Here is a 20,892-nt window from a genome sequence, read left to right on the forward strand (position 1 = left end):
AGAAAATGCCTCGGCTTCCAAACCCCCGCTGAGGCCTTCTTCCCGTTGCACTTCGAATGTGAATCCACACCCGGATCAAGTCCGGGATGACGGAACTGGGGCTTCCGTATCGCCTGCAACGATCCTACCCTGCCAACATGACCGATTTCGCCGCGACCCGTGCGCTCTTCCATTTGCCCGAAGGTGTCATCTACCTCGACGGCAACTCGCTCGGCCCGCTGCCCGTCGCCGCCGAGGCCCGCGCCGCGCAGGTCCTCCGCAAAGAATGGGGCGACCGCCTGATCCGCGCGTGGAACGACGCCGACTGGACCACCCTGCCCGCGCGCGTCGGCGACCGGATCGCGCGGCTGATCGGCGCGCCCGCCGGCAGCGTCACCACCGGCGACACGTTGTCGATCAAGGTCTTTCAGGCGCTCGCCGCTGCGCTCGCGCTCCGCCCGGAACGACGCATCGTACTGTCCGACACCGGCAATTTCCCGACCGACCTCTATATCGCCGACGCGCTGACGCAGGCATTGAACCGCAACCTCGAGGTCAAGGTCGTCGCCCCCGAGCAGGTCGCCAACGCGATCGACGACAGCGTCGCAGTGGTGATGCTCACGCAGGTCGACTACCGCACCGGCCGCCTCCACGACATGGCCGCGCTCACCGCCCGCGCGCACGCCGCCGGCGCGCTGACCGTCTGGGACCTCGCGCATTCCGCGGGCGCGCTACCGATCGACGTCACCGCCGCGCGCGCCGATTTCGCGGTCGGCTGCACCTATAAGTATCTTAACGGCGGTCCGGGCGCGCCGGCCTTCATCCATGTCGCCCCCGAGCATGCCGATGTCGCGCAGCCGATCCTCGCCGGCTGGTTCGGGCATGACGCGCCGTTTGCGTTCGAGCGCGGCTATCGCCCCGCGCCCGGTGTCGAGCGGATGCGCGTCGGCACCCCGCCGATCGTCGCGCTGTCGATCCTCGACGCCGCGCTCGACGCGTGGGACCATGTCGACATGGCCGACCTGCGCGCCGCCTCGATACGCCTGTCGGAACGCTTCATCCGCGAGGTCGAGGCGCACTGCCCGCAGGTCACGCTCGCCTCGCCGCGCGATCCGCACGCGCGCGGCAGTCAGGTCAGCTTCACGCACCCGCACGCTTATGCGGTGATGCAGGCGCTGATCGCGCGCGGCGTGATCGGCGACGTCCGTGCCCCCGACGTGCTGCGCTTCGGCTTTACGCCCTTGTACCTGACCGAGGACGAGGTCGCGCAGGCCGCGGCGATCCTCGCCGACATCCTCGCCACCGGCGAATGGGACCAACCGCACTTCCACCAGCGCGCGAACGTGACATGACCGACACCCATCACGACGCCGAACTCAACTTCGCCGACCGCATGGGATACGGCGATTACCTCGCGCTCGATCGCGTGCTCGACGCCCAGCACCCACGCAGCGACGCGCACGACGAACTCCTGTTCATCATCCAGCACCAGACCAGCGAATTGTGGATGAAGCTGGCGGTCCACGAACTGGAAAGCGCGCGCGACGCGATCCTGTCCGGCGCGCTGCCGCAGGCGTTCAAGCTGCTGGCGCGCGTGTCGCGGATCCTCGAACAGCTCAACGGCGCATGGGACGTGCTGCGCACGATGACGCCCAGCGATTACACCACCTTCCGCGACGCGCTCGGCCAGTCGTCGGGCTTCCAGTCGTGGCAATATCGCGCGATCGAATATCTGTGCGGCAACCGCACCGCCGCCACGCTCGGCCCGCACCGCCACCGCCCGGCGACGCTCGCGCGGCTGGAGGCGATCCTCGCCGCGCCGAGCATCTACGACGCCGCGCTGACCCGTCTCCACGCCGCCGGCCTCCTCGCCGACCCGCTGCGCGACTGGCGCACGCCGCACGCGCCCGATGACGCGATCACCGCCGCCTGGGCGACCGTCTACCGCGACCCGCAGGCGCACTGGCCGCTCTACGAGCTTGCGGAAAAGCTGGTCGATCTCGAGGATTACTTCCGCCGCTGGCGCTTCAACCACGTCACCACCGTCGAGCGCGTGATCGGGCTCAAGCGCGGCACCGGCGGCACCGCGGGTGTCTCCTATCTCCGCCGGATGCTGGAGGTCGAACTCTTCCCCGAATTGTGGGCGGTCCGCACGCACCTGTAGCATCCCGCTACCCTCCGGTCGTCGCGGCTGTTACGATCGCGCCCGAGAAGGGGATTGATCCGATGAAGACCTTGCTGCTCGCCTCCGCGGCGCTGCTGTTCACCGTGCCCGCCGCCGCCCAGACGCCGGAGGTGCCGCTCGGCCGCCTGACCGACGCCGCGCGCCCGACCGCCTATCGCCTCGCGCTGACCATCGACCCGACGCAGCCGCGCTTCACCGGGCATACCGAGATCGACACGCAGGTCGCGCGCGCCACCCGCTCGCTGTACCTGCACGGCAACGACCTCAACGTCGCCCGTGTCATCGCCACCGCCGGCCAGCGCACGCTGACCGCGCGCTACACGCAGGTCGATGCCTCGGGCGTCGCGCGGCTCGACTTCGACGGCGCGCTGCCCGCCGGCCGCGTCACGCTCACCTTCGACTATGACGCCCCGTTCATGACCGGCAGCGAGGGGCTGTACCGCGCCAAGGTCGGCGACGACTGGTACGCCTGGACGCAGTTCGAACCGATCGACGCGCGCCGCATGTTCCCGTCGTTCGACGAGCCGGGCTTCAAGACTCCGTTCACGCTGACGATCACCGCGCCGACCGCGCAGAAAGTCTTCGCCAACACCCCCGAGATCGCGCACGGCACTGCCGGCGGCGGGCTGACCGTCCACAAATTCGCCGCGTCGAAGCCGCTGCCGACCTATCTGGTCGCGCTCGCGGTCGGCGCGTTCGACGTCGTCCCCGGCAACGCCCCCGCCAATGCCGTACGCAAGACCGCGCTCCCCTATAGCGCGATCGCCACCAAGGGGCAGGCCGCGCGGCTGCAACTCGCCGCCAGCGAGGGCCCGAAGATCCTCGCGCTCCACGAGGATTATTTCGGCATCCCCTATCCGTTCGAGAAGCTCGACCAGATCGCCTCGCCGGTGATGAGCGGCGCGATGGAGAATGCCGGGCTCGTCACCTACAATGACACGTTGCTGCTGTTGTCACCCGACGCGCCCGCGCGGCAGCGCAGCGACTTCGGCATGGTGGTCGCGCACGAGCTGGCGCACCAATGGTTCGGCGATCTCGTCACGCCGACCTGGTGGACCGACATCTGGCTCAACGAGAGCTTCGCCGAATGGGCCGGCAACCGCGTGGGTGAGTTGTGGCAACCGGGCCTGGGCACCGAGGTCGGTCAGCTCGCCGAGGCGCTCGCCGCGATGGATACCGACAGCCAGTCGGTCGGCCGCCCGATCCGCCAGGAGATCAAGCGCAGCGACGAGGTCTCCAGCGCCTTCGACTCGATCACTTACCAGAAGGGCGGGCAGGTGCTGACGATGGTCGAGCGCTATCTCGGCCCCGACCGCTTCCGCCGCGGCGTGCAATATCACCTCAACCGCTTCCGCTACGGCAATGCCGACGCCAACGACTTCTTCGCCTCGATGGCCAAGGGCTCGGGCGACGCCGGGATCGTGCCCGTCTTCCGCAGCTTCGTCGAACAGACCGGCGTGCCCGTCATCAGCATCCGTCAGGACGGCACCGGCTGGCGCGTCACGCAGGCACGCTACCGCCCGATCGGCGTCGCCGCGGTCGCGCCGCAGACGTGGAACGTGCCGATCTGCGCGCGGCAGGGCGAGGTGCGCAGTTGCACCCTCCTGACCGGCGCGACCGGCACGCTCGCGCTCAAGGGTAGCGGGCTGGCGGTCCCCAATGCCGATGGCGCCGGCTATTGGCGCTACAGCCTCGACGATGCCGGATGGCAGACGCTGATGGCCGGCGCCGCCGCGCTCCCGGCGCGTGAGGCAATGGCGGCGGCCGACAGCCTGTGGTCGGACTTCACCGCCGGCAACGCCAGCTTCGCGCGCGTGGTGTCGAGCGCGCGGATCCTCGCCGACCATCGCGAACGCTCCGCGACCCTGCTGCTGCCCTCGGCGATCGACGGCGTCGAACGCTTCGGGCTCACCCCCGCCGCCGACGCCGGGCTGCGCCGCCTCGCTGCCGATCTCTCGCTGCCACGGCTGCGCAGCCTCGGCGCGCTCAAGCTCACCACCGGTGCTTATGCCGGCGAGGAGACCGGGCAAAGCCAGTTGCGCCAGTCGCTCGTTTCCTATGCCGCCTTCGTCGCCAAGGATGCGGAGGTGCGCCGCCAACTCACCACCGCCGCACAGGCATCGTTGGCCGGCAACGCACAGGCGCTCGACCCCAGCTACCGCGCGGTCGCGTTCGTCGCGGCGGTGCAGGATCTCGGCGTGCCGTTCATGGACCAGCTCCGCACCGCGCTGCTCGCCAGCACCGATCCGCTGTTCCGCCAGCAGGCGGTGCGCGCGCTCGGCGCGGCCGATACCCCGGCAGCGGTGACGCGCGCGCTCGCATTGACCGAGGATCAGGCGCTGCAATCGAGCGAGCGGGTGTCGATGCTGCGCACCTTGCCCACCCGCCCGATCGGGCGCGACGCGGTGTTCGCACGGCTACAGCAGAATTTCGAAGCGATCGCCGGGACCATCCCGGCCTTCAGCCGCCCGCGGCTGCCATTGTCCTTTGCGGGCTATTGCAGCGCCGACAAGGCCGCGGCGGTCGAGGCGCTGTTCCGCCCCAAGCTGGCGATCCTCGGCGGCGGCGCACTGGAACTCGGCCAGACGCTCGACGCGATCAACCAGTGCGTCGCGCTCAAGGCCGCCAAGGGCGCCGAGATCGAGGCGGTGCTGACCAAGGCGCAGTGACCTACCGCGCGTCGCCCCGGACTTGATCCGGGGCCCCGCTTCTTCTTGGCAGCGGCGAGTGTTACCCTTCTTCCGTCATTGCGAGCGTAGCGAAGCAGTCCAGGGCGTCCTGGTCCGGCTCTGGATTGCTTCGCTGCGCTCGCGATGACGGCGTGCCCTCCACCAAAAAAAAGAGGGCGGCCACCGCAGCGACCGCCCCCTTCTCACCGCAGGAAGCGCAACCTCACCCCTGCATGTCTTCCAGTTCGCGCCCGCGCGTCTCGTGCACCATCTTGCGCACGAAGAAGAACGAGATCGCCGCGAACACCGCATAGCCGGTGTAGGTCACCGCCAGCCCCGGCGACACCGCCAGCGCCGGGAAGCTCACCGAGATCGCCGCATTGGCGATCCACTGTGCGAAGCCCGCGACCGCCAGCCCCGATCCGCGGATCTGGTTCGGGAACATCTCGCCCAGCATCACCCACATCACCGGGCCCCAGCTGGCGTTGAAGAAGATCACGTACAGGTTCGCCGCGACCAGCGCGATCACGCCGTTGTTGCCCGGCAGGCTCACCGCACCCGCGGCATCGGTCACCGCTGTCGAGAACGCCCAGGCGACCACCGCCAGCGTCACCGCCATGCCCGCCGATCCGATCAGCAGCAGCGGCTTGCGCCCGATCCGGTCGACGGTGAAGATCGTGAACACGCACGCCGCGATCGACAGCACACCCGACAGGATGTTGGTCTGCAACGCATAATCCTCGGAGAAGCCGACCGCCTCCCACAAGGTCGCGCCATAATAGAAGACGACGTTGATCCCGACGAGCTGTTGGAACACCGCCAGCCCGATCCCGGCCCAGACGATTGGGCGGATCTTGCCGCTGGTGCGATCCTTCAGGTCCGACAGCTTCGGACGGTGATGATCGGCGGCGAGGCTGCCGCGGATCTCGCCGACCTTGCGATCGGCCTCGGCGGTGCCGAACAGCCGCGTCAGCACCTTGTGCGCCTCGTCGTCACGCCCGCGCGCGACCAGATAGCGCGGGCTTTCCGGGATCACGAGCAGCGCGAGCAGATAGACCAGCGCCGGGATCGCCTGGAGCCAGAACATCCACCGCCACGCGGTGAAGCCGAACCAGAAGCTCGCGGTCGAGCCGCCGGCATAGCGCGCCAGCGCGAAATTCGCGACGAACGCGCCGGTCAGCCCGGTGATGATCATCACCTGCTGCAGGCTGGACAGACGTCCGCGGATCGCCGCCGGGGTCACCTCGGAGATATACACCGGCGAGATGACGCTCGCCGCGCCGACGCCCAGCCCGCCGACGATGCGCGCGAGGATGAAGATGAACGACGACGAGGCCGCCCCCGCGACCAGCGCGCTGACGAGGAACAGGAACGCCGAGCCCATCATCACGCCGCGCCGCCCGATCCGGTCGGCGAGCCGCCCGGCCCCGAACGCACCGATCGACGAGCCGATCAGGATCGCGCCGACGTTGACGCCGATCCCCAGCTTGCCGAGGTCGAAGGCGCTTTCCAGCCCCTTCTGCGTCCCGTTGATGACGCCCGAATCATAGCCGAACATGAAGCCGCCGATCGTCGCCACCGCGACGATCGCGGCGATGAAGCCCATGTTCACCTGCCCCATCGCGGCGTCGCGATCCGCCGGTCCGCCCGGCTCCATCATCACCATCGCCATCCCAGTCCCGCTCCCATCCGTGTTTTGTTTCTTGTCCGTGCCGCCGGTCGGTTCAGCGCCAGCCCGCATCGACGAAATATTCGTGGCCCGTGCACATCCGCGCGTCGTCGGAGGCGAGGAACAGCGCCAGCGCCGCGACATCGGCGGGCTGGATGCGCCCGTCGAGGCATTGCGCCGCGACGATCTCCGCCTCGCCTTCGGGCGTGTACCATTTCTCCTGCCGCGGGGTCTGGACGTTGCCGGGCACGATCGTGGTGACGCGGATATTGTCGCGGCCCAGATCGCGCGCCATGCTGCGCGTCATCCCCTCGATCGCGGCCTTGGCGGTCTGGTAGAGTACCAGCTCGGGCAGCCCGAGGTGCCAGCTGATCGACCCGAAATTGACGATCGCGCCGCCCCCCGCCGCCTTCAGGTGCGGCACCGCCGCCTGCGCGGCGAAGAACAGATGGCGCAGGTTGACCGCCATCCGGTCGTCCCAATAGGCCGGCGTCACCTCGGCGATCGTGTGGCGATCGTCGTTGGCGGCATTGTTGACGAGCACGTCGAGCCCGCCGAGCTTCTCGACCAGTGCCCCGATCGTGTCCGGCAAGGCCGCGACATCGGTCAGGTCGCAACGCCGGAAATGCGTCTGCTCGCCCAGCTTTTCGGCAAGCGCCCGCCCGGCCTCTTCCGCGACATCGACGAACGCGACGTGCGAGCCCTGCGCGGCGAACGCCTCGACCAGCCCCGCCCCGATCCCGGTCGCGCCGCCGGTGATCAGGACCCGCTTGCCCGCCAGCGACGGATAGCTTGCGCCAGCGCTCACTTGCCCGCCTCTAGCAGGCCGCGTTGCGCGAGGTTGCGGAACAGCGCGCCGATCCCGTCGGTCCACGGCGCGGCGTCCTTCGACGTCACGACGCGATTGGTGAGCCGGCCGAGCTTCGCGCTTTCGATCGTGACAACGTCGCCGACCTTGTGCGTGAAGCCGCGCCCCGGCTCGTCGCGATCCTGCACCGGCGCGAACAACGTGCCCAGGAACAGCACGAAGCCGTCCGGATACTGGTGTTCCGAAAGAGTCTGGCGCACCAGATCGAGCGGATCGCGGCTAATCTCGGCCATGTTGCTGACCCCGTCGAGATCGTAGCCGTCCTCGCCGTGAATGTTCAGCCGCACTTCGGCGTGCCGCACGTCGTCGATGGTGTAATTTTCGTCGAACAACCGCACCAGCGGCCCGAGCGAGCAGGATGCGTTGTTATCCTTGGCCTTTCCGAGCAGCAGCGCCGAGCGCCCCTCGAAATCGCGCAGGTTCACGTCGTTGCCCAGCGTCGCGCCGACCGCCTCGCCGCGGCTGTTGACCAGCAGCGCGACCTCGGGCTCGGGATTGTTCCAGCTCGAATCGGACCGGATCCCGATCTCCGCCCCCGCCCCGACCGTCGCCAGCACCGGTGCCTTGGTGAAGACCTCGGCATCGGGTCCGATCGCAACCTCAAGATATTGCGACCAAAGTCCGTCCTCGATCAGCGCACGCTTCAGCTCGGCGGCTTCCGGCGTGCCGGGCACGACCGAGCGGATCGACCCGCCCATCCGCGTTTCCAGCCGTCCTCGGATCGCCGCCGCCGCCGACCAGTCGCCGCGCGCGCGCTCCTCGATGACCCGCTCGAGCGCCGATACCGCGAACGTCACGCCGCACGCCTTGACGCATTGCAGGTCGATCGGGCTGAGCAGTTCGAGCCCGGCCTCGTCGAGCGCGCCGAGCGACCGTCCGCCCGCTCCCGACAGATCGCCGGCCTCGACCAGCATCGACACCGTCGGCGCGACCGTCGACATATCAAATGCCTCACCGCCAATGACGAGCAGCGGGATCGGACCGGCCGGCGTCGCGGCACGCCCCACAAACCGTCCCGAACGCCAGTCCTGCGGCAAGCCCGACGCGATCGCGTCGTGAAGCTGCGCCATCATCCCCTCCACCTTCTTGACCTGATAGCGCTAACAACACCGCTGCCGAGCAAGTGTCAAGCGACGGCCGCCAGAACGCGACGCGCGGATGATCGGTAGCGTCCCGCCGAAGCTCGGGTCAACCGGCACGATCGCGCCGCGCGGGCCTGCCGGCAACCGCGAGGCTGGTCAGGAACGCGCGACCCACTGCGGCGCGACCGGACGCGCGCTCAGCGTGGCGGCCGGATCGGCGCAGTGGATCGCCTCGCGCGACGGGCGGCCGATCAGAAAGCCCTGCACCTGCGGGATGTCCCATTCCCGCAACCGCGCCAGCTGCGCGACCTCCTCGACGCCCTCGGCGACGATCGGGATGCCGAGGCTCGCGCCCAGCGCCGCGATGCTGCGCACGATCGAGCCGGATGGCGCATGGTCGAGCATCGTCGCGACGAAGCTGCGGTCGACCTTCAGCTTGTCGAAGCGAAACTCGCGCAGGTTGCCGAGCGAGGAATAGCCGGTGCCGAAATCGTCCATGACGATCGCCGCGCCGTGATGCTGCAAGGTGCGCAGCACCGTCAGCACCGGCTGCCGCCGCTTGTCGAGCAGGGTCGCGCTCTCGGTGACCTCGAATTCCAGTCGCGTCGGCGCGACGCGGTGCCGCCGCGCCAGCGCCAGCAATTCATGCGCCAGCGTCGGCTGGCGGAACTGGATCGCCGACAGGTTCAGCGCCAGCGTCATGTGATCGGGCCAGCGGCTCGCCGCGGCCAGCGCCTGGTCCGCCATCCACAGCCCGATCGAATCGATGCGCCCGCTCGCCTCGGCCAGCGGGATGAAGCGATCGGGACGAATATCACCCAGCTCGGGATGCGCCCAGCGCAACAGCGCCTCCTGCCCGATCACCTCCAGCGTGTCGGCATCGGCGATCGGCTGGAAAGCGAGGTACAATTCGCCGCGCTCCGCCGCGCCCTCCAGATCGCGCGACAGCCGCCAGCGCAGCCGCACCTCCTCCTTGAACTGGTCGTCGAAGAACCGCGCGGTGTGCCGCCCTTCCGCCTTGGCGCGGTACATCGCCATGTCGGCGAGATTGTATAGCTCCTCGCCGGCCTGCTCGACGCCCGACAGCGCGACGCCGATGCTCATCTGCACCGGCACCGTGTCGCCGGCGGTCGCCTCGCACGCGCGCAGGATGCGCTGTACGAGCATCTCGGCGGTGGCGGGCTGATCGGCGCTCACCTGCACGATCGCGAACTCGTCGCCGCCCAGACGCGCGACCATGTCGCTGGCGCGGACGCACGCGCTCAGCAATTGCGCCGCGGCGCGCAGCGCCTCGTCGCCGCCGGCATGGCCGAACCGGTCGTTGATCGACTTGAACTCGTCGAGGTCGATCGCGAATACCGCCACGCGTTCGCCGGTACGCGGCGCGCGCAGCAGCTCCTGCGCCAGCCGCTCCTCGAACAACAGCCGGTTGGGCAGGCCGGTGAGCATGTCATGGTGCGCAAGGAACTCGACGCGGCGTTCGGCACGCCGCCGCTCCTCGACCGCGCCGCGATATTCGGCGATTCCGCGTGCGAGATCGCCCACCTCGTCGCGCCGCGCAGCGCCCGGCACGTCGAGCGCGGTCTCGTCACCGCCGCTCAGTTGCCGCACGCGCTCGGCGATGGCGACGATCGGGCGAATCACCCGCCGCCGCAGCCACGCCATGCACCCCAGCAACATGAGCAGCACGACCCCCGCGCCGGCCAGCCGGAAGTGGAGGTTGCTGACCAGCGCGTGCGCATTGCGCGTCAGCCCGGCGTCGACCCGCTCGACCAGCGCGCCGCGCAGCCCCGATCGCGACCGTTCGAGCGTCCGCAACTCCGCGAGGAACGCAGGCATCCGGCGGGCGATCCGGTCGGGCGTGCGATGGGCGTCGTGCAGCAGGTCGAGGCTGACCGAGGCGAAGCGCGCCTCCGCCGCCCGGCTCGTCGCGACCGGCGCGCGAAGATCGTCGGGGACCGGCAGGCGCGGCAGCACATGCGCACTGCCGCGATGGAAATCGCCCAGCGCCGCGCCGACCGCCGCCCAGCGCGCGGGCGAGATCTCGCGCCGCTGCTCTGCCAGCCGCGTCACCTCACCGACGCGCAGCCGCAGGCGACGCTGCAACTGATCCTGTCGCTCCTCCGCCCGCAACAACACGGTCAGCTGCCGCAACGTCGCATTCTCGGCGATGATCGTACGACCAAGCATCAGCCCGCCGACGAGCGACGCCAGCAGCAGGACGAGGACGGCGCCGAACGCAACGGCGACTCGGGTCGATATGGATGTCGGTAGCACACAACCTCCGGGGCTGCCTGACGTACACGAGAGAGTCTTACTGCTTTATGAGCGATATCAATCCGCGACCCGGTAACCTGGATTAGCGCGAAACGCTGTCTTAACGTTCAATGTACGGGTAATTGGCAGCCACCGGGGCCGCCATTGCTTGACTCACGCGCCACCGATCAGGGAAAACGATGTGGAAACAACGGGATGCTTGTGAATGTTCATGGCAGGCTCAATGATCGGCACCGATGAGACCGCGCGGCAGGCTGCGGTGGACCGGCTCGATCTGCCGTCCAAACGTTGGGACGAGCGCTTGCAGCGGATCGCCGAACGCGCAGCCGACATCGCCGGCACTCCGATTGGCGCGATCTCGGTCGTCGACCGCGCCCGGCAATGGATGATCGCCAAGCGCGGTGCGGTCGCGGACGAGGTGCCGCGCGCGCTGTCGTTCTGCGCGCTGGCGATACACCGCCCGGGCGAGGCGATGATCGTGCCCGACGCCGCGCAGGACCCGCGCTTCGCGACCAATCCGTTCGTCACCGGCTCGCCCGCCGTCCGCTTCTATGTCGGCATCCCGCTGGTCGATCGCGCCGGCTATCCGCTCGGCGCCCTGTGCGTGATCGATCACGCGCCGCGCAACCAGATGCCCGATCTTTACGAGCTCGGCGCGCTGGCGCGCGAGGCGGAACGGATCGTCGAGCGGCCGAATTGACGCCGCCGCGCTTTCCGGCTTGCGATGTCGGGCGGGGGCGGGCAGCTAAGCGCCCGTAATGGCGCGCGCCGCATTGGCGCGTGACGGTCGGGGGAATGGGTGCAGCAACGAAAACGCATCATGCTGGTCGAGGATACGGCCAGCCACCGCAAACTCTATTCCTCATGGTTACGGATCGGCGGCTATGATCCGCACGTCCTCGACGATGAACGCACCGTACAGAAGGCCGCCGAGGAAGTACGCCCCGCCGCGATCATCGTCGACATCCGCCTGCCCAACGTCAGCGGGCTAGACGTGATCGAAGCGCTCAAGACCGACACGCGCACCCGCGCGATCCCGGTAATGGCGCTGACCGTGCTCGACAGCGCCAGCGATCGCCGCGCCTGCCTCGACGCCGGCGCCGATGTCTTCGTGACCAAGCCCGATCGGATCGCGACCTTCCTCGACCGGATCGCCGCGCTGCTCGACTGAGCTCATCGCCGCGGCCGGCGCAGCCGCGGCTCGGTGAAGCCGGCCTCCATCAGGTTGGCGACCAGCAGGTCGCGCTCGGCGCTGGTCGGCGCGCCCATCACCACCACGATCATCCGCTTGCTCCCGCGCCGCGCCGAGGCTGCGAGATTGAACCCGGCCTCCACGGTGTAGCCGGTCTTGAGCCCGTCCAGCCCCTCGACCTTGCCGAGCAACTTGTTGTGGTTGGGGCGCACGCGCCGCTCCCAGGTGATCGAGCGCGTCTTGAACAGCCCGTAATGCTTCGCTTCGGCGCGGATCAGGTGCCGCGCCAGCGTCGCCATGTCGCGCGCGGTGCTGCGCCCGGCGCTCGGCGAAAGCCCGGTGGCATTGCCGAACCGGGTGCGCGTCATGCCGATCTCGGCCGCGCGCGCGTTCATCCGCGTCACGAACGCGCGCTCGCTCCCGGCCAGCCGTTCGCCGACGGCGACGGCGATGTCGTTGGCGGAGATCACCGCCACCGCGCGCAGCGCCGCATCGACGCGGATCGTCCGCCCGGGTCGCAGCCCCAGCTTGGACGGCTGCTGCCGCGCGGCCGCCGCGCTCATCGTCACCAGCGTGCCCGGCTTCAGCGTACCGGCGTCGAGCGCCTCGAACGCGAGCAGCAGCGTCATCATCTTGGCGAGCGACGCGGGCGGCCGCTCGCGATCGGCATTGTCCTCTTCCAGCACCTGCCCAGTGCCCGCATCGATGACGATCTCGGAGACCGGAGCGCGGGGGGCGGCGGCCATCGGTGTGGCGGCGAACAGCGCCAGCCCCGATATCGCGATACGCAACACATTCGACATGGCCCTGACACCTAACCGCTCGGCGCGCCCACGACAACGCCGCGCGGCGGTTCACACGCCGTCGCGAGCCACCATATCGACCAAATGAACCGCGCCTTCTTCGCCCGCGACGTCGTGACCGTGGCACGCGCGCTGATCGGCGTGACGATGACGGTCGACGGGGTCGGCGGCACGATCGTCGAGACCGAAGCCTATGACGCCAATGATCCCGCCTCGCACAGCTTTTCCGGCCCCGGCGTGCGCAACGCGGCGATGTTCGGTCCCGCCGCCGCTGCCTATGTCTATCGCATCTACGGGCTGCACCATTGCCTCAACGTCACCTGCGGAAACGGAGCGGCGGTGCTGATCCGCGCGCTGGTGCCGACCGATGGCGTCGAGATGATGCGGATGCGCCGCACGACGACACAGGCCGAGGCGCTGCTCTGCGCCGGTCCCGGGCGGCTGTGCAAGGCGCTCGGCGTCGATCTGTCGCTGAACAACGCTCCGCTGGACCGCGCGCCGTTCGCATGGCGTGATCGCACTGCCGAACCACCGATCGCCACCGGCCCGAGGATCGGCATCACGCGTGCGAGCGAGGTGCCATGGCGCTTCGTCCTCGCCGGCTCGCCTTCCCTCAGCCGCCCGGCACCCAAGGTGCGATGACCACGCACCGTCATCCCGGACTTGATCCGGAATTTCGCTTCTTTCCCCTGTCGACGGGAGGGAGCGTCGCCTCGGATCGGGTCCGGGACGACGGCTTGCTCAATCCTTCAGACCGCGGATCCAGATATTGCGATAGCTGATCGGCTGGCTTGGATCGCCGTGATCCTGCAGCTTGATCGGCGCGCGCCCGTGCGCGACGTACTTCGGCTTCCCGATATACACCGTCCCGCCGCGCACTTCGGTATGGTTCTGCGTCAGCACGCCGTTGATATAGGCGGTGACAAAGGCCGGACGCGTCACCGCGCCATCGGCACCGAACTGCGGCGCGGACCAGGTGACGTCGACCGTCTGCCACTCGCCGGGCTTGCGCGCCGGATTGGCGAGCGGCGGTGTCTGCTTGTAGATCGCGCCCAGCTGCCCGTTGACGTAGGTCGGGTTATTGTAGCTGTCCATGATCTGCATCTCATACCCGTCGTCGCCCTTGCCGGTCGACGCCAGGAACAGCCCGCTGTTGCCGCGCGCCTGCCCCTCGCCCGTAATGTTCGCCGGGATGCGATATTCGAGGTGCAACTGGTAGCTGCCGAAGGACTGCTTGGTCTGGATGTTGCCGGTGCCCTTCTTGACCGTGAACACGCCGTCCGCGACCTTCCAGCCCGCCGCGCCGCCGGTGTTGACCGCCGACCATTGGTCGAGGTTCTTGCCGTCGAACAGCACCACTGCGTCGGCCGGTGCGTTCCAGCCGGCGAACGTACCGGGCGTTACCACCGGCACCGCGGGCGACCATTGCTCGGTCGCCTTCGGATCGCCCTGCGGCGTCTGCGCGACTCCGGCGGAAGCCGCGAGCAACAGCCCGCCGCCCAGCACGATACCCTTCATAGCTCCCATCCCTTTCGATACTCCCGATCCAGATAGCGGTTCGCATCCGCGACGTTGGTAACGCGGGATGCAGCGCCGTCATAGTCGATTGGCTGCCCGGCCTTAAGCGCGACGACGCCCAGCAGCATCGTCTCGGTCAGCGGCACCGCGGTGGCGAACGGGCTGGAGATCGCCTCCTGCCCGCGGATCGCGCGAATCCAGTTCATCTCATGGCCGCCCATGCCGCCCTGGATGCGCGGCAAGGTCTGCGCCACCGCCTGCGCGCGCTCGGCGACGCCGTCGCCGATCAGCGTCGGCTTCTCGCCATAGGTCTCGTGCATCAACATGCCCTGATCGCCGATGTAGAGCACGCCCCCGCCGGGATCCATTCGCGCGCCCGCCGGCATCCCAAGCGGCGTCGGCGGCATCAGCCCGCCATCGTACCAGGTCATGCGGATCGGACCGCCCTTGGCATTGCCGAAGTCGAAATAGGTGACGGTCGCCAGCGGATAGCTGCCGTCGCCGGGGTTCTTGGGGCTGCCCCACACGCTGTGCCGCGTCTCGACGCGGGTCGGCAGCCCGAGTTCAAGCGCCCAGACCGGAAAGTCGACCAGATGCGCGCCCATGTCGCCCAGCGCACCGGTGCCGAACGGCGCCCAGCCGCGCCAGTTGAAATGCGCGTACATCGGGTTGTAGCCCCAGTCGACCGGCGCCGGGCCGCGCCACGCCTCCCAGTCGAGCGAGGCCGGCGCGGCCACCGCATCGGGTCGCGCGACGCCCTGCGACCAGATTGGGCGGTTGGTCCACACCTGCACCTCGCGCACGCGCCCGATCGCGCCCCCGCGCAGGATCTCGACCGCGCGCCGCCCATCGTCGCCCGAATGGCCTTGATTGCCCATCTGCGTGACCAGTTTGGCATTGTCGCGCGCCAGCCCGGCGAGCACGCGCCCTTCGCGCACCGTATAGGTCAGCGGCTTCTGCACATAGACGTGCAGCCCGCGCTGCATCGCCCATTTCGCCGCCACCGCATGATGATGATCGGGCGCGGCGATCACCACCGCGTCGAGGTCCGTGCGGGTGTCGAGCATCCGCCGATAATCGCTATATTTCTCGGCCTTGTCGTAGGCGGCCTTGAGCGCGGCGCGCTTCGGGTCGGACACAGACTTGGCGACATGCGCCAGATCGACGTCGCACATCGCGACGATGTTCTGCGAGGTCAGGTTCGCCATGTTCGACGCCCCCATCCCGCCGGCGCCGATCACCGCCAGGTTGACGCGGTCGTTCGCGCCGCGCCGACGGGTGCGCGCGGCGGCGGGCACGGGCGTCGCGCCCAGCCCCGCCGCCATCGCTGCCGCCCCGCCCAGCCAGCTTCGCCGGTCGATCGTCATTCGTGCCTCTCCCGCTATGTTGCCGGCACGATGATCGGAAAGGACAGCAAGCACAACCCATTGTGAAATTGTTTTGTTTTAAAAGCCTGCGTTTACGGCAGCGGGTATGGCCCCTTGCCCCCATCCCTGATGAACCGGTCGACGCGCTGGTCGATCATCGGCAGCGGCACCGACCCGAGGCTGAGCATCGCATCGTGGAAGGCACGGATGTCGAACTTCTCGCCCAGCGCCTTCTGCGCCTTCGCCTTGGCATCGAGGAAGGCCAGCTCGCCCATATAATAGCTCAACGCCTGCCCCGGCCACGCGATATAGCGATCGACCTCGGTGGTGATCTCATGGTTCGACAAAGCGGTATTGTCGCGCAGGTAGTTCTGCGCCTGTTCGCGCGTCCAGCCCTTGGCATGGATGCCGGTGTCGACCACCAGCCGCGCCGCACGCCACATCTGGTAGGAGAGCATCCCGAACGTCTCATAGGGTGTCTCGTACATCCCCATGTCCTCGCCCAGCGCCTCGCAATATAGCGCCCAGCCCTCACCGAACGCCGAGATATATTCGTCGCGGCGATAGGCCGGCAGGTCGGTCAACTCCATCGCGAACGGCATCTGGAAGGCATGGCCCGGCGCGCTTTCGTGCAGCGTCAGCGCCGGCAGCGAGTACAGCCCGCGCGACGGCAGGTCATAGGTGTTGACCAGATAGATGCCCGGCCCGCCGCGCCCGCTGGTGTAGAACGGCGCGATATCGGGCGCGACCGGCTTGATTGCGAAGCGCATCCGCGGCAGCCGCCCGAAATAGGTGCCCGCCTTGCCGTCGAACGTCTTGGCGATCCACGCCGCGCGGTTGAGCAGATCCTGCGGCGTCTTGGCATAGAATTGCGGATCGGTGCGCAGGTAATCGAGGAACGCGGGCAGGTCCTTTTGCCACTTCACCTCACGCATCACGCCCTGCATCCGCGCGCGGATCTTGGCGACCTCCGCCAGCCCGATCGCGTGGATCTGCTCGGGGGTCAAATCGCGGGTCACGAACTCGCGGATCTTCGACTGATAATAGGCCCGCCCGTCCGGCAGGTCATAGGCTGCCAGCGATACCCGCGCGTTCGGGATATATTCGTCGCGCAGGAACGCCTGCAGCTTCTGGTGCGCGGGCACGACCGCCGTCGCGATCACGCGCTTCGCCTCCGCACGCAGCGCCGCCTGCTTTGCGGCGGGGATCGATGCGGGCAGCGTCTTGAACGGTGCGTAGAACGGCGAATCCTCGCCCGCGCCCGCCGCGACGATCTCGGCCACGCCCTTGTCGCGACCGTCGAGCGTCACCTTGGGCGGCGTGAAACCGCGCTTCAGCCCGGCGCGCATATTGACGATCTGCTGGTCGTAATAACGCGGCAGGCTGCCGAGCTGCGACAGATAGCGGCGCAGCGCCGGCTCATCGCGATAGCTCTCGCGCGCCATGCCGCCGATGCTCATCCAGAAACTGGTGTCGGCATTGAGCGGCTTCTCGAATTCGCGATATTGCTGCTCGGCAAGCAACGCGCTGATCTGCCCGCGATAGACGGTGTAATCGTCGCGCGCCTTCGGCGACAGCGTCGCCGGATTGATCCGGTCGAGCGCCGCCATCGTTTCGGTCCAGCGCTTCGTCATCGCCGCCTGCGCCGCCGGCCCGACATCGGGCAGTGTCGCATTCTGGCTCGCCGGGGCATCCTCGTCGGGGCCGTTGAGCGTCTTGCGCCACGCATATTCGCTTTCCGACAACTTGCGGAACGACGCGTCGCCCGCGCGCGCCGCGCTCGTATTCGCGGCGGGCGGGGTGGCGGCCTGCACCGCGGTGGGCGCCGCCAGCAACAGCGTCAGCGCAAGCGTGATCGTCATGCCTTCTCCTTCGTCACTTCATCGATATCATCAAGCAGCTTGCGCGAGACGAGCACCCCGTCGCGCGTGCTGACCGGGCGCAGTGCATGCCGCCGGGCGCCCGGCACGCGCGCGCCCTGCCCCTCGATCGCCGCGAACACCGTCTCGGCGCGCGCGAGATGTTCGGCCGCCGCCGCCCCGAGGAACCCGGCCGCATCGAGCGCGATAATCAACTCGCCCCCGAGCGGCGATCCCTTGCGCCCGGCATCCCAGGCAATCGACTCCGCGCTGGTCAGGTCGCCGATCAGCGGTCCGGCGAGCAGCTCGACCATCAGCGCCAGCGCCGACCCCTTGTGTCCGCCGAACGTCCGCATCGCGCCCGCCAGCACCGCGGCGGCGTCGTTGGTGTCGCTGCCGTCGGGGGCATGGCCCCAATCGGCCGGCACCGGTTTGCCCGCGCGACGATGCAATTCGATCTCGCCACGCGCCACCGCGCTGGTCGCGAAGTCGAACACGAACGGCGGCTTGTCTTTGCGCGGCCAACCGAACGCGATCGGGTTGGTCCCGAACACCGGCTGCGTGCCCCCGGCCGGTGCGACCCACGCGTGGTTGGGCGTCACCGCCAGCGCGACCAGCCCGTCCTCGACCAACGCCTCGACCTCGGGCCACAGCGCCGCGAAATGCACGACATCGTTGATCGCCAGTGCCGCGATGCCATTGGCGCGCGCCGCCGCAACCAGTGCCGCCCGCCCGGTCTCGAACGCCAGTTGCGCGAAGCCGCCCTTGCCGTCGACCCGCACCACCCCGCTCGCGCGCTGTTCCAGTACCGGCGCCGCGTCGGGCACCACCACCCCGGTCGCCACCGAATGCGCCGCGACCAGCAGGCGATAAAGGCCATGCGCCCCGCATCCGTCGCGCTCGCCCGCGACGATCGTCTCGGCGACCGCCGCGACATGCGCCGGTGCAAGCCCGACGCGCGTCAGCGTGGCGCGCGCATAATCGCGCACCGCGTCCAGCGTCATTCGGACCTGTACGTCGCTCATGCACGCGGCTCCTGCCTGGCGGTGAACAGCCGCACGCCGAACACCGGCCCGGCGCTGTTCTTGTCATGCGGCACGAAGCGCACCTTCACCTTCGCCTTCCCCTTGGTCAGCGCCTCGGGCACCGGATAGTCGACGTCGAAGAACGACCCCGGCTTGTCCGCGTCGAGCGTCTGCGTGGCGATGCGCTGGTTGTCGACCAGAATGTCGAAGGTCCGCTTGCGCTCGTCGCCCCAATAGGACGCCTGCAGCAGCAGCGGTCCCGGTTTCACCGTCATCGTGAACTCGAAGAAGCCGCCGGTCCGCGCGTCCCGCCCGTTGCGGCCACGATAGGCGAGCGGATAGGAAATCTCGGAGGTCAGATTGTGGTCGCGCTCCGGCTGCATCTCGCCGAGGTGCATCACGTCGACCGAGCGCGCCGCGAGATCCTTCTGCCGCGCCTGTTCGGCGAGGAACGCAGCTTCCTCCACCTTCCACTGCGCATCGGTGAAGCGCTTGAAATACACTGCGCTCCGCCGGTCGTACTGGCGATAGAAGGGCACGAACGTGAGATCGGCAGGGCGGATCAGCCCGGCCGTCGCATATTGCGCGCTCTCCTCGTCGACCGGGCGGAACGCGGCGAGCAGATCCTGCCCGACCATCGCCGGCTCGGGATGATCCCATTCGCCATCCGCGCGCCCGAGGTCGGCGGCGAGCACCAGCGGCCCGCGCAGCACCGCGATCGTCTGCTCGTCGCCCGGTGTCGGCTCCAGGCGCAGGTCGAGCGGCAGCCGGATCGTTACGCTGTCGCCCGCTTTCCAGCGCCGCGTCACGATCGCATAGCCCCCGGCCTGCGTTGCGTCGGCGGGCTTGCCGTTGACCAGCACCTCATGCCGCTTCGCCCAGCCCGGCACGCGCAGCGCGACCGGGAAGCGCCCCGCCTTGCCCAGCTTCGTGAAGGTGAGCGTCGCCGAACCGTCGAACGGATAGACGGTGTCGAGCCCCAGCACCGCGTCGCGTTCCTTCCACGTCGCGTCGGCGGGGATGTAGAGGTTGACGATCAGCGTGTCGTCGCCGGTCCAGAAGATGCTCTCGCCATGCTTGGAATGGCTCTCCATGCCGGTGCCGACGCAGCACCAGAATTCCTCACCCTCGCGCTCGGAATAGGCGCGCTTCGCCCCCGACATCAGCGGCATCATATAGGTGAAGCCGCCGTTCACCGGCTCCTGATGCGCCATGATATGGTTGAGGTGCGCGCGCTCGTAGAAATCGAACAGCGCGCCATCGGGCTGCCACGCGAACAGATGCCGTGTCAGCTTGAGCATATTGTAGGTGTTGCAGCTTTCGCACGTCTGGTCGGTGATGTGCTGAGCAATCGTATCGGCACCGCTGAAATATTCACGGTCGGCATTGCCGCCGATGACGTAGCTGTGGTGCCGCGTCACCTGCTCCCAGAAAAAGCGCGCCGCGGTCGCCTGTTCGGCCTTGCCGGTGATCTCGTGCAGCCGCGCCAGCCCGATCAGCTTGGGCACCTGCGTATTGGCGTGGAAATTGGCGAGCTGGTCGCGCTTCTGCGTCAGCGGATCGAGGTTGCGCTTGTCGTAGATGCGCTCGGCGAGCCGCAGCCAGCGCGCGTCGCCGGTGCGCGCGTGCAGTTCGGCGAAGCTCTCGTTCAGCCCGCCATATTCGCACGCCAGCATCACCTGCACCTGCTCGTCGTTCAGGCTGGCGAAGACGCGCTCGATATAGCCGCCGAGCCCGACCGCAATCGCCATCGCCTGCTCGTTCGGGCCGATGTGATCGACGATGTCGAACAGCCCGGTGTAAAGCTTGTGCCAATTGTAATAGGGCACCCAGCAACCGTTGAGATCGAACCCGGCCGAGCGGATGTCGCCGCGCATGATCTCGGGGAAGATCTCCTTGCCGTTGACGACCGTGCCGTCCTTGCGCTTCCGCGAGAAGCCGGCGACATAGCCATCGCCGTGCGCCGCCTGACAGCGCGCCAGTTCGCCGACGATATAGTGTGCGCGCTCGACGCAGTCGGCGCAGCCGGTCTGCGCGTGCATCAGCGCCAGCGCGGACAGATAATGGCCGAGCGTATGCCCGGCGATCGTGTCGCTCTCCCAGCCGCCATAAACCTCGGCCTTGGGCGACAATCCCGCGAACTCATGGTAATTGTGCAGCAGCCGATCGGGTGATAGCCGTAGCAGATAGGCGCGGTTCACCTCCACCGCGCGCGCATAGTCCGACGGTCGCAGGCGGACCGCCGACAGCGGAAACGCCTTGGCCGTCGCGGGAAGTCCCGCGCCCGCCTGCGCCGCCGCCGGAACGGCGAGCATCGGCAGCGTCGCCGACGACATCAGAAACCCGCGACGACCAACAAGCATTTCCATCTCCCCGGAATATGGTATACGATACGGCAC

The 20,892-nt window shown here is 68.5% G+C and carries 16 protein-coding genes; 6 read left to right on the forward strand and 10 right to left on the reverse strand.

What is annotated here, in order from left to right:
- The first annotated feature begins 86 nt into the window (after positions 1 to 86).
- The 3 genes from kynU to FHS97_RS16640 all read left to right on the forward strand — a co-directional run bounded on the left by kynU (position 87) and on the right by FHS97_RS16640 (position 4,833).
- On the forward strand, positions 87 to 1,331 hold the full coding sequence (kynU, locus tag FHS97_RS16630; RefSeq protein ID WP_343053482.1) for a kynureninase: 1,245 nt from the start codon (positions 87 to 89) through the stop codon (positions 1,329 to 1,331).
- On the forward strand, positions 1,328 to 2,143 hold the full coding sequence (kynA, locus tag FHS97_RS16635; RefSeq protein ID WP_184040736.1) for a tryptophan 2,3-dioxygenase: 816 nt from the start codon (positions 1,328 to 1,330) through the stop codon (positions 2,141 to 2,143). The genes kynU and kynA overlap by 4 nt, the downstream gene beginning before the upstream one ends.
- 62 nt (positions 2,144 to 2,205) lie before the next feature.
- Positions 2,206 to 4,833 carry a M1 family metallopeptidase gene (locus FHS97_RS16640; protein WP_184040739.1) on the forward strand — a complete coding sequence of 876 codons (2,628 nt, stop codon included), beginning with the start codon at positions 2,206 to 2,208 and terminating at the stop codon, positions 4,831 to 4,833.
- Positions 4,834 to 5,056: 223 nt separating this feature from the next.
- On the opposite strand, the gene FHS97_RS16645 is transcribed toward FHS97_RS16640, so the two are convergent.
- The 4 genes from FHS97_RS16645 to FHS97_RS16660 form a co-directional block, all read right to left on the reverse strand.
- Positions 5,057 to 6,499 carry a sugar porter family MFS transporter gene (locus tag FHS97_RS16645; protein ID WP_425506320.1) on the reverse strand — a complete coding sequence of 481 codons (1,443 nt, stop codon included), beginning with the start codon at positions 6,497 to 6,499 and terminating at the stop codon, positions 5,057 to 5,059.
- A gap of 58 nt (positions 6,500 to 6,557) precedes the next feature.
- Complete coding sequence (gene xylB, locus FHS97_RS16650) at positions 6,558 to 7,310, reverse strand: D-xylose 1-dehydrogenase (protein ID WP_184040742.1); 753 nt, start codon at positions 7,308 to 7,310, stop codon at positions 6,558 to 6,560.
- Positions 7,307 to 8,440: a fumarylacetoacetate hydrolase family protein gene (locus FHS97_RS16655; protein ID WP_184040745.1), complete on the reverse strand. Its 1,134-nt coding sequence runs from the start codon at positions 8,438 to 8,440 to the stop codon at positions 7,307 to 7,309. The genes xylB and FHS97_RS16655 overlap by 4 nt, the downstream gene beginning before the upstream one ends.
- 168 nt (positions 8,441 to 8,608) lie before the next feature.
- Positions 8,609 to 10,729: an EAL domain-containing protein gene (locus FHS97_RS16660; protein WP_184040748.1), complete on the reverse strand. Its 2,121-nt coding sequence runs from the start codon at positions 10,727 to 10,729 to the stop codon at positions 8,609 to 8,611.
- Positions 10,730 to 10,952: 223 nt separating this feature from the next.
- On the opposite strand from FHS97_RS16660, the gene FHS97_RS16665 reads away from it, so the two are divergent.
- Both FHS97_RS16665 and FHS97_RS16670 read left to right on the forward strand, forming a co-directional pair.
- On the forward strand, positions 10,953 to 11,429 hold the full coding sequence (locus FHS97_RS16665; RefSeq protein ID WP_246346737.1) for a GAF domain-containing protein: 477 nt from the start codon (positions 10,953 to 10,955) through the stop codon (positions 11,427 to 11,429).
- A 120-nt stretch (positions 11,430 to 11,549) separates the two neighbouring features.
- The gene (locus FHS97_RS16670; protein WP_184040754.1) at positions 11,550 to 11,900 is read left to right on the forward strand and encodes a response regulator transcription factor; all 351 of its coding nucleotides are present in this window, start codon (positions 11,550 to 11,552) and stop codon (positions 11,898 to 11,900) included.
- 2 nt (positions 11,901 to 11,902) lie between these two features.
- Here the strand turns inward: FHS97_RS16670 and FHS97_RS16675 are convergent, their stop codons facing one another.
- A complete protein-coding gene (locus FHS97_RS16675) occupies positions 11,903 to 12,712 on the reverse strand; it encodes a D-alanyl-D-alanine carboxypeptidase family protein (RefSeq protein WP_246346738.1) in 810 nt (269 codons plus the stop codon).
- A gap of 96 nt (positions 12,713 to 12,808) precedes the next feature.
- On the opposite strand from FHS97_RS16675, the gene FHS97_RS16680 reads away from it, so the two are divergent.
- Positions 12,809 to 13,366 carry a DNA-3-methyladenine glycosylase gene (locus FHS97_RS16680; protein WP_184040760.1) on the forward strand — a complete coding sequence of 186 codons (558 nt, stop codon included), beginning with the start codon at positions 12,809 to 12,811 and terminating at the stop codon, positions 13,364 to 13,366.
- A gap of 99 nt (positions 13,367 to 13,465) precedes the next feature.
- Here FHS97_RS16680 and FHS97_RS16685 read toward each other — a convergent pair whose 3' ends face one another.
- The 5 genes from FHS97_RS16685 to FHS97_RS16705 all read right to left on the reverse strand — a co-directional run bounded on the left by FHS97_RS16685 (position 13,466) and on the right by FHS97_RS16705 (position 20,856).
- Positions 13,466 to 14,242 carry a 3-keto-disaccharide hydrolase gene (locus FHS97_RS16685; protein WP_184040763.1) on the reverse strand — a complete coding sequence of 259 codons (777 nt, stop codon included), beginning with the start codon at positions 14,240 to 14,242 and terminating at the stop codon, positions 13,466 to 13,468.
- Complete coding sequence (locus FHS97_RS16690) at positions 14,239 to 15,609, reverse strand: Gfo/Idh/MocA family protein (RefSeq protein ID WP_184040765.1); 1,371 nt, start codon at positions 15,607 to 15,609, stop codon at positions 14,239 to 14,241. Before FHS97_RS16690 ends, FHS97_RS16685 begins: the two co-directional genes overlap by 4 nt.
- A gap of 92 nt (positions 15,610 to 15,701) precedes the next feature.
- Positions 15,702 to 17,471: a DUF885 domain-containing protein gene (locus FHS97_RS16695; protein WP_184040768.1), complete on the reverse strand. Its 1,770-nt coding sequence runs from the start codon at positions 17,469 to 17,471 to the stop codon at positions 15,702 to 15,704.
- Positions 17,468 to 18,493, reverse strand: coding sequence for an Ldh family oxidoreductase (locus tag FHS97_RS16700; RefSeq protein ID WP_184040770.1), 1,026 nt, complete (start codon positions 18,491 to 18,493; stop codon positions 17,468 to 17,470). The genes FHS97_RS16695 and FHS97_RS16700 overlap by 4 nt, the downstream gene beginning before the upstream one ends.
- Positions 18,490 to 20,856, reverse strand: coding sequence for a glycoside hydrolase family 127 protein (locus FHS97_RS16705; protein ID WP_221233371.1), 2,367 nt, complete (start codon positions 20,854 to 20,856; stop codon positions 18,490 to 18,492). Before FHS97_RS16705 ends, FHS97_RS16700 begins: the two co-directional genes overlap by 4 nt.
- Positions 20,857 to 20,892 lie beyond the last annotated feature (36 nt).

The organism is Sphingomonas endophytica (assembly GCF_014199415.1).
GTDB lineage: Bacteria > Pseudomonadota > Alphaproteobacteria > Sphingomonadales > Sphingomonadaceae > Sphingomonas > Sphingomonas endophytica.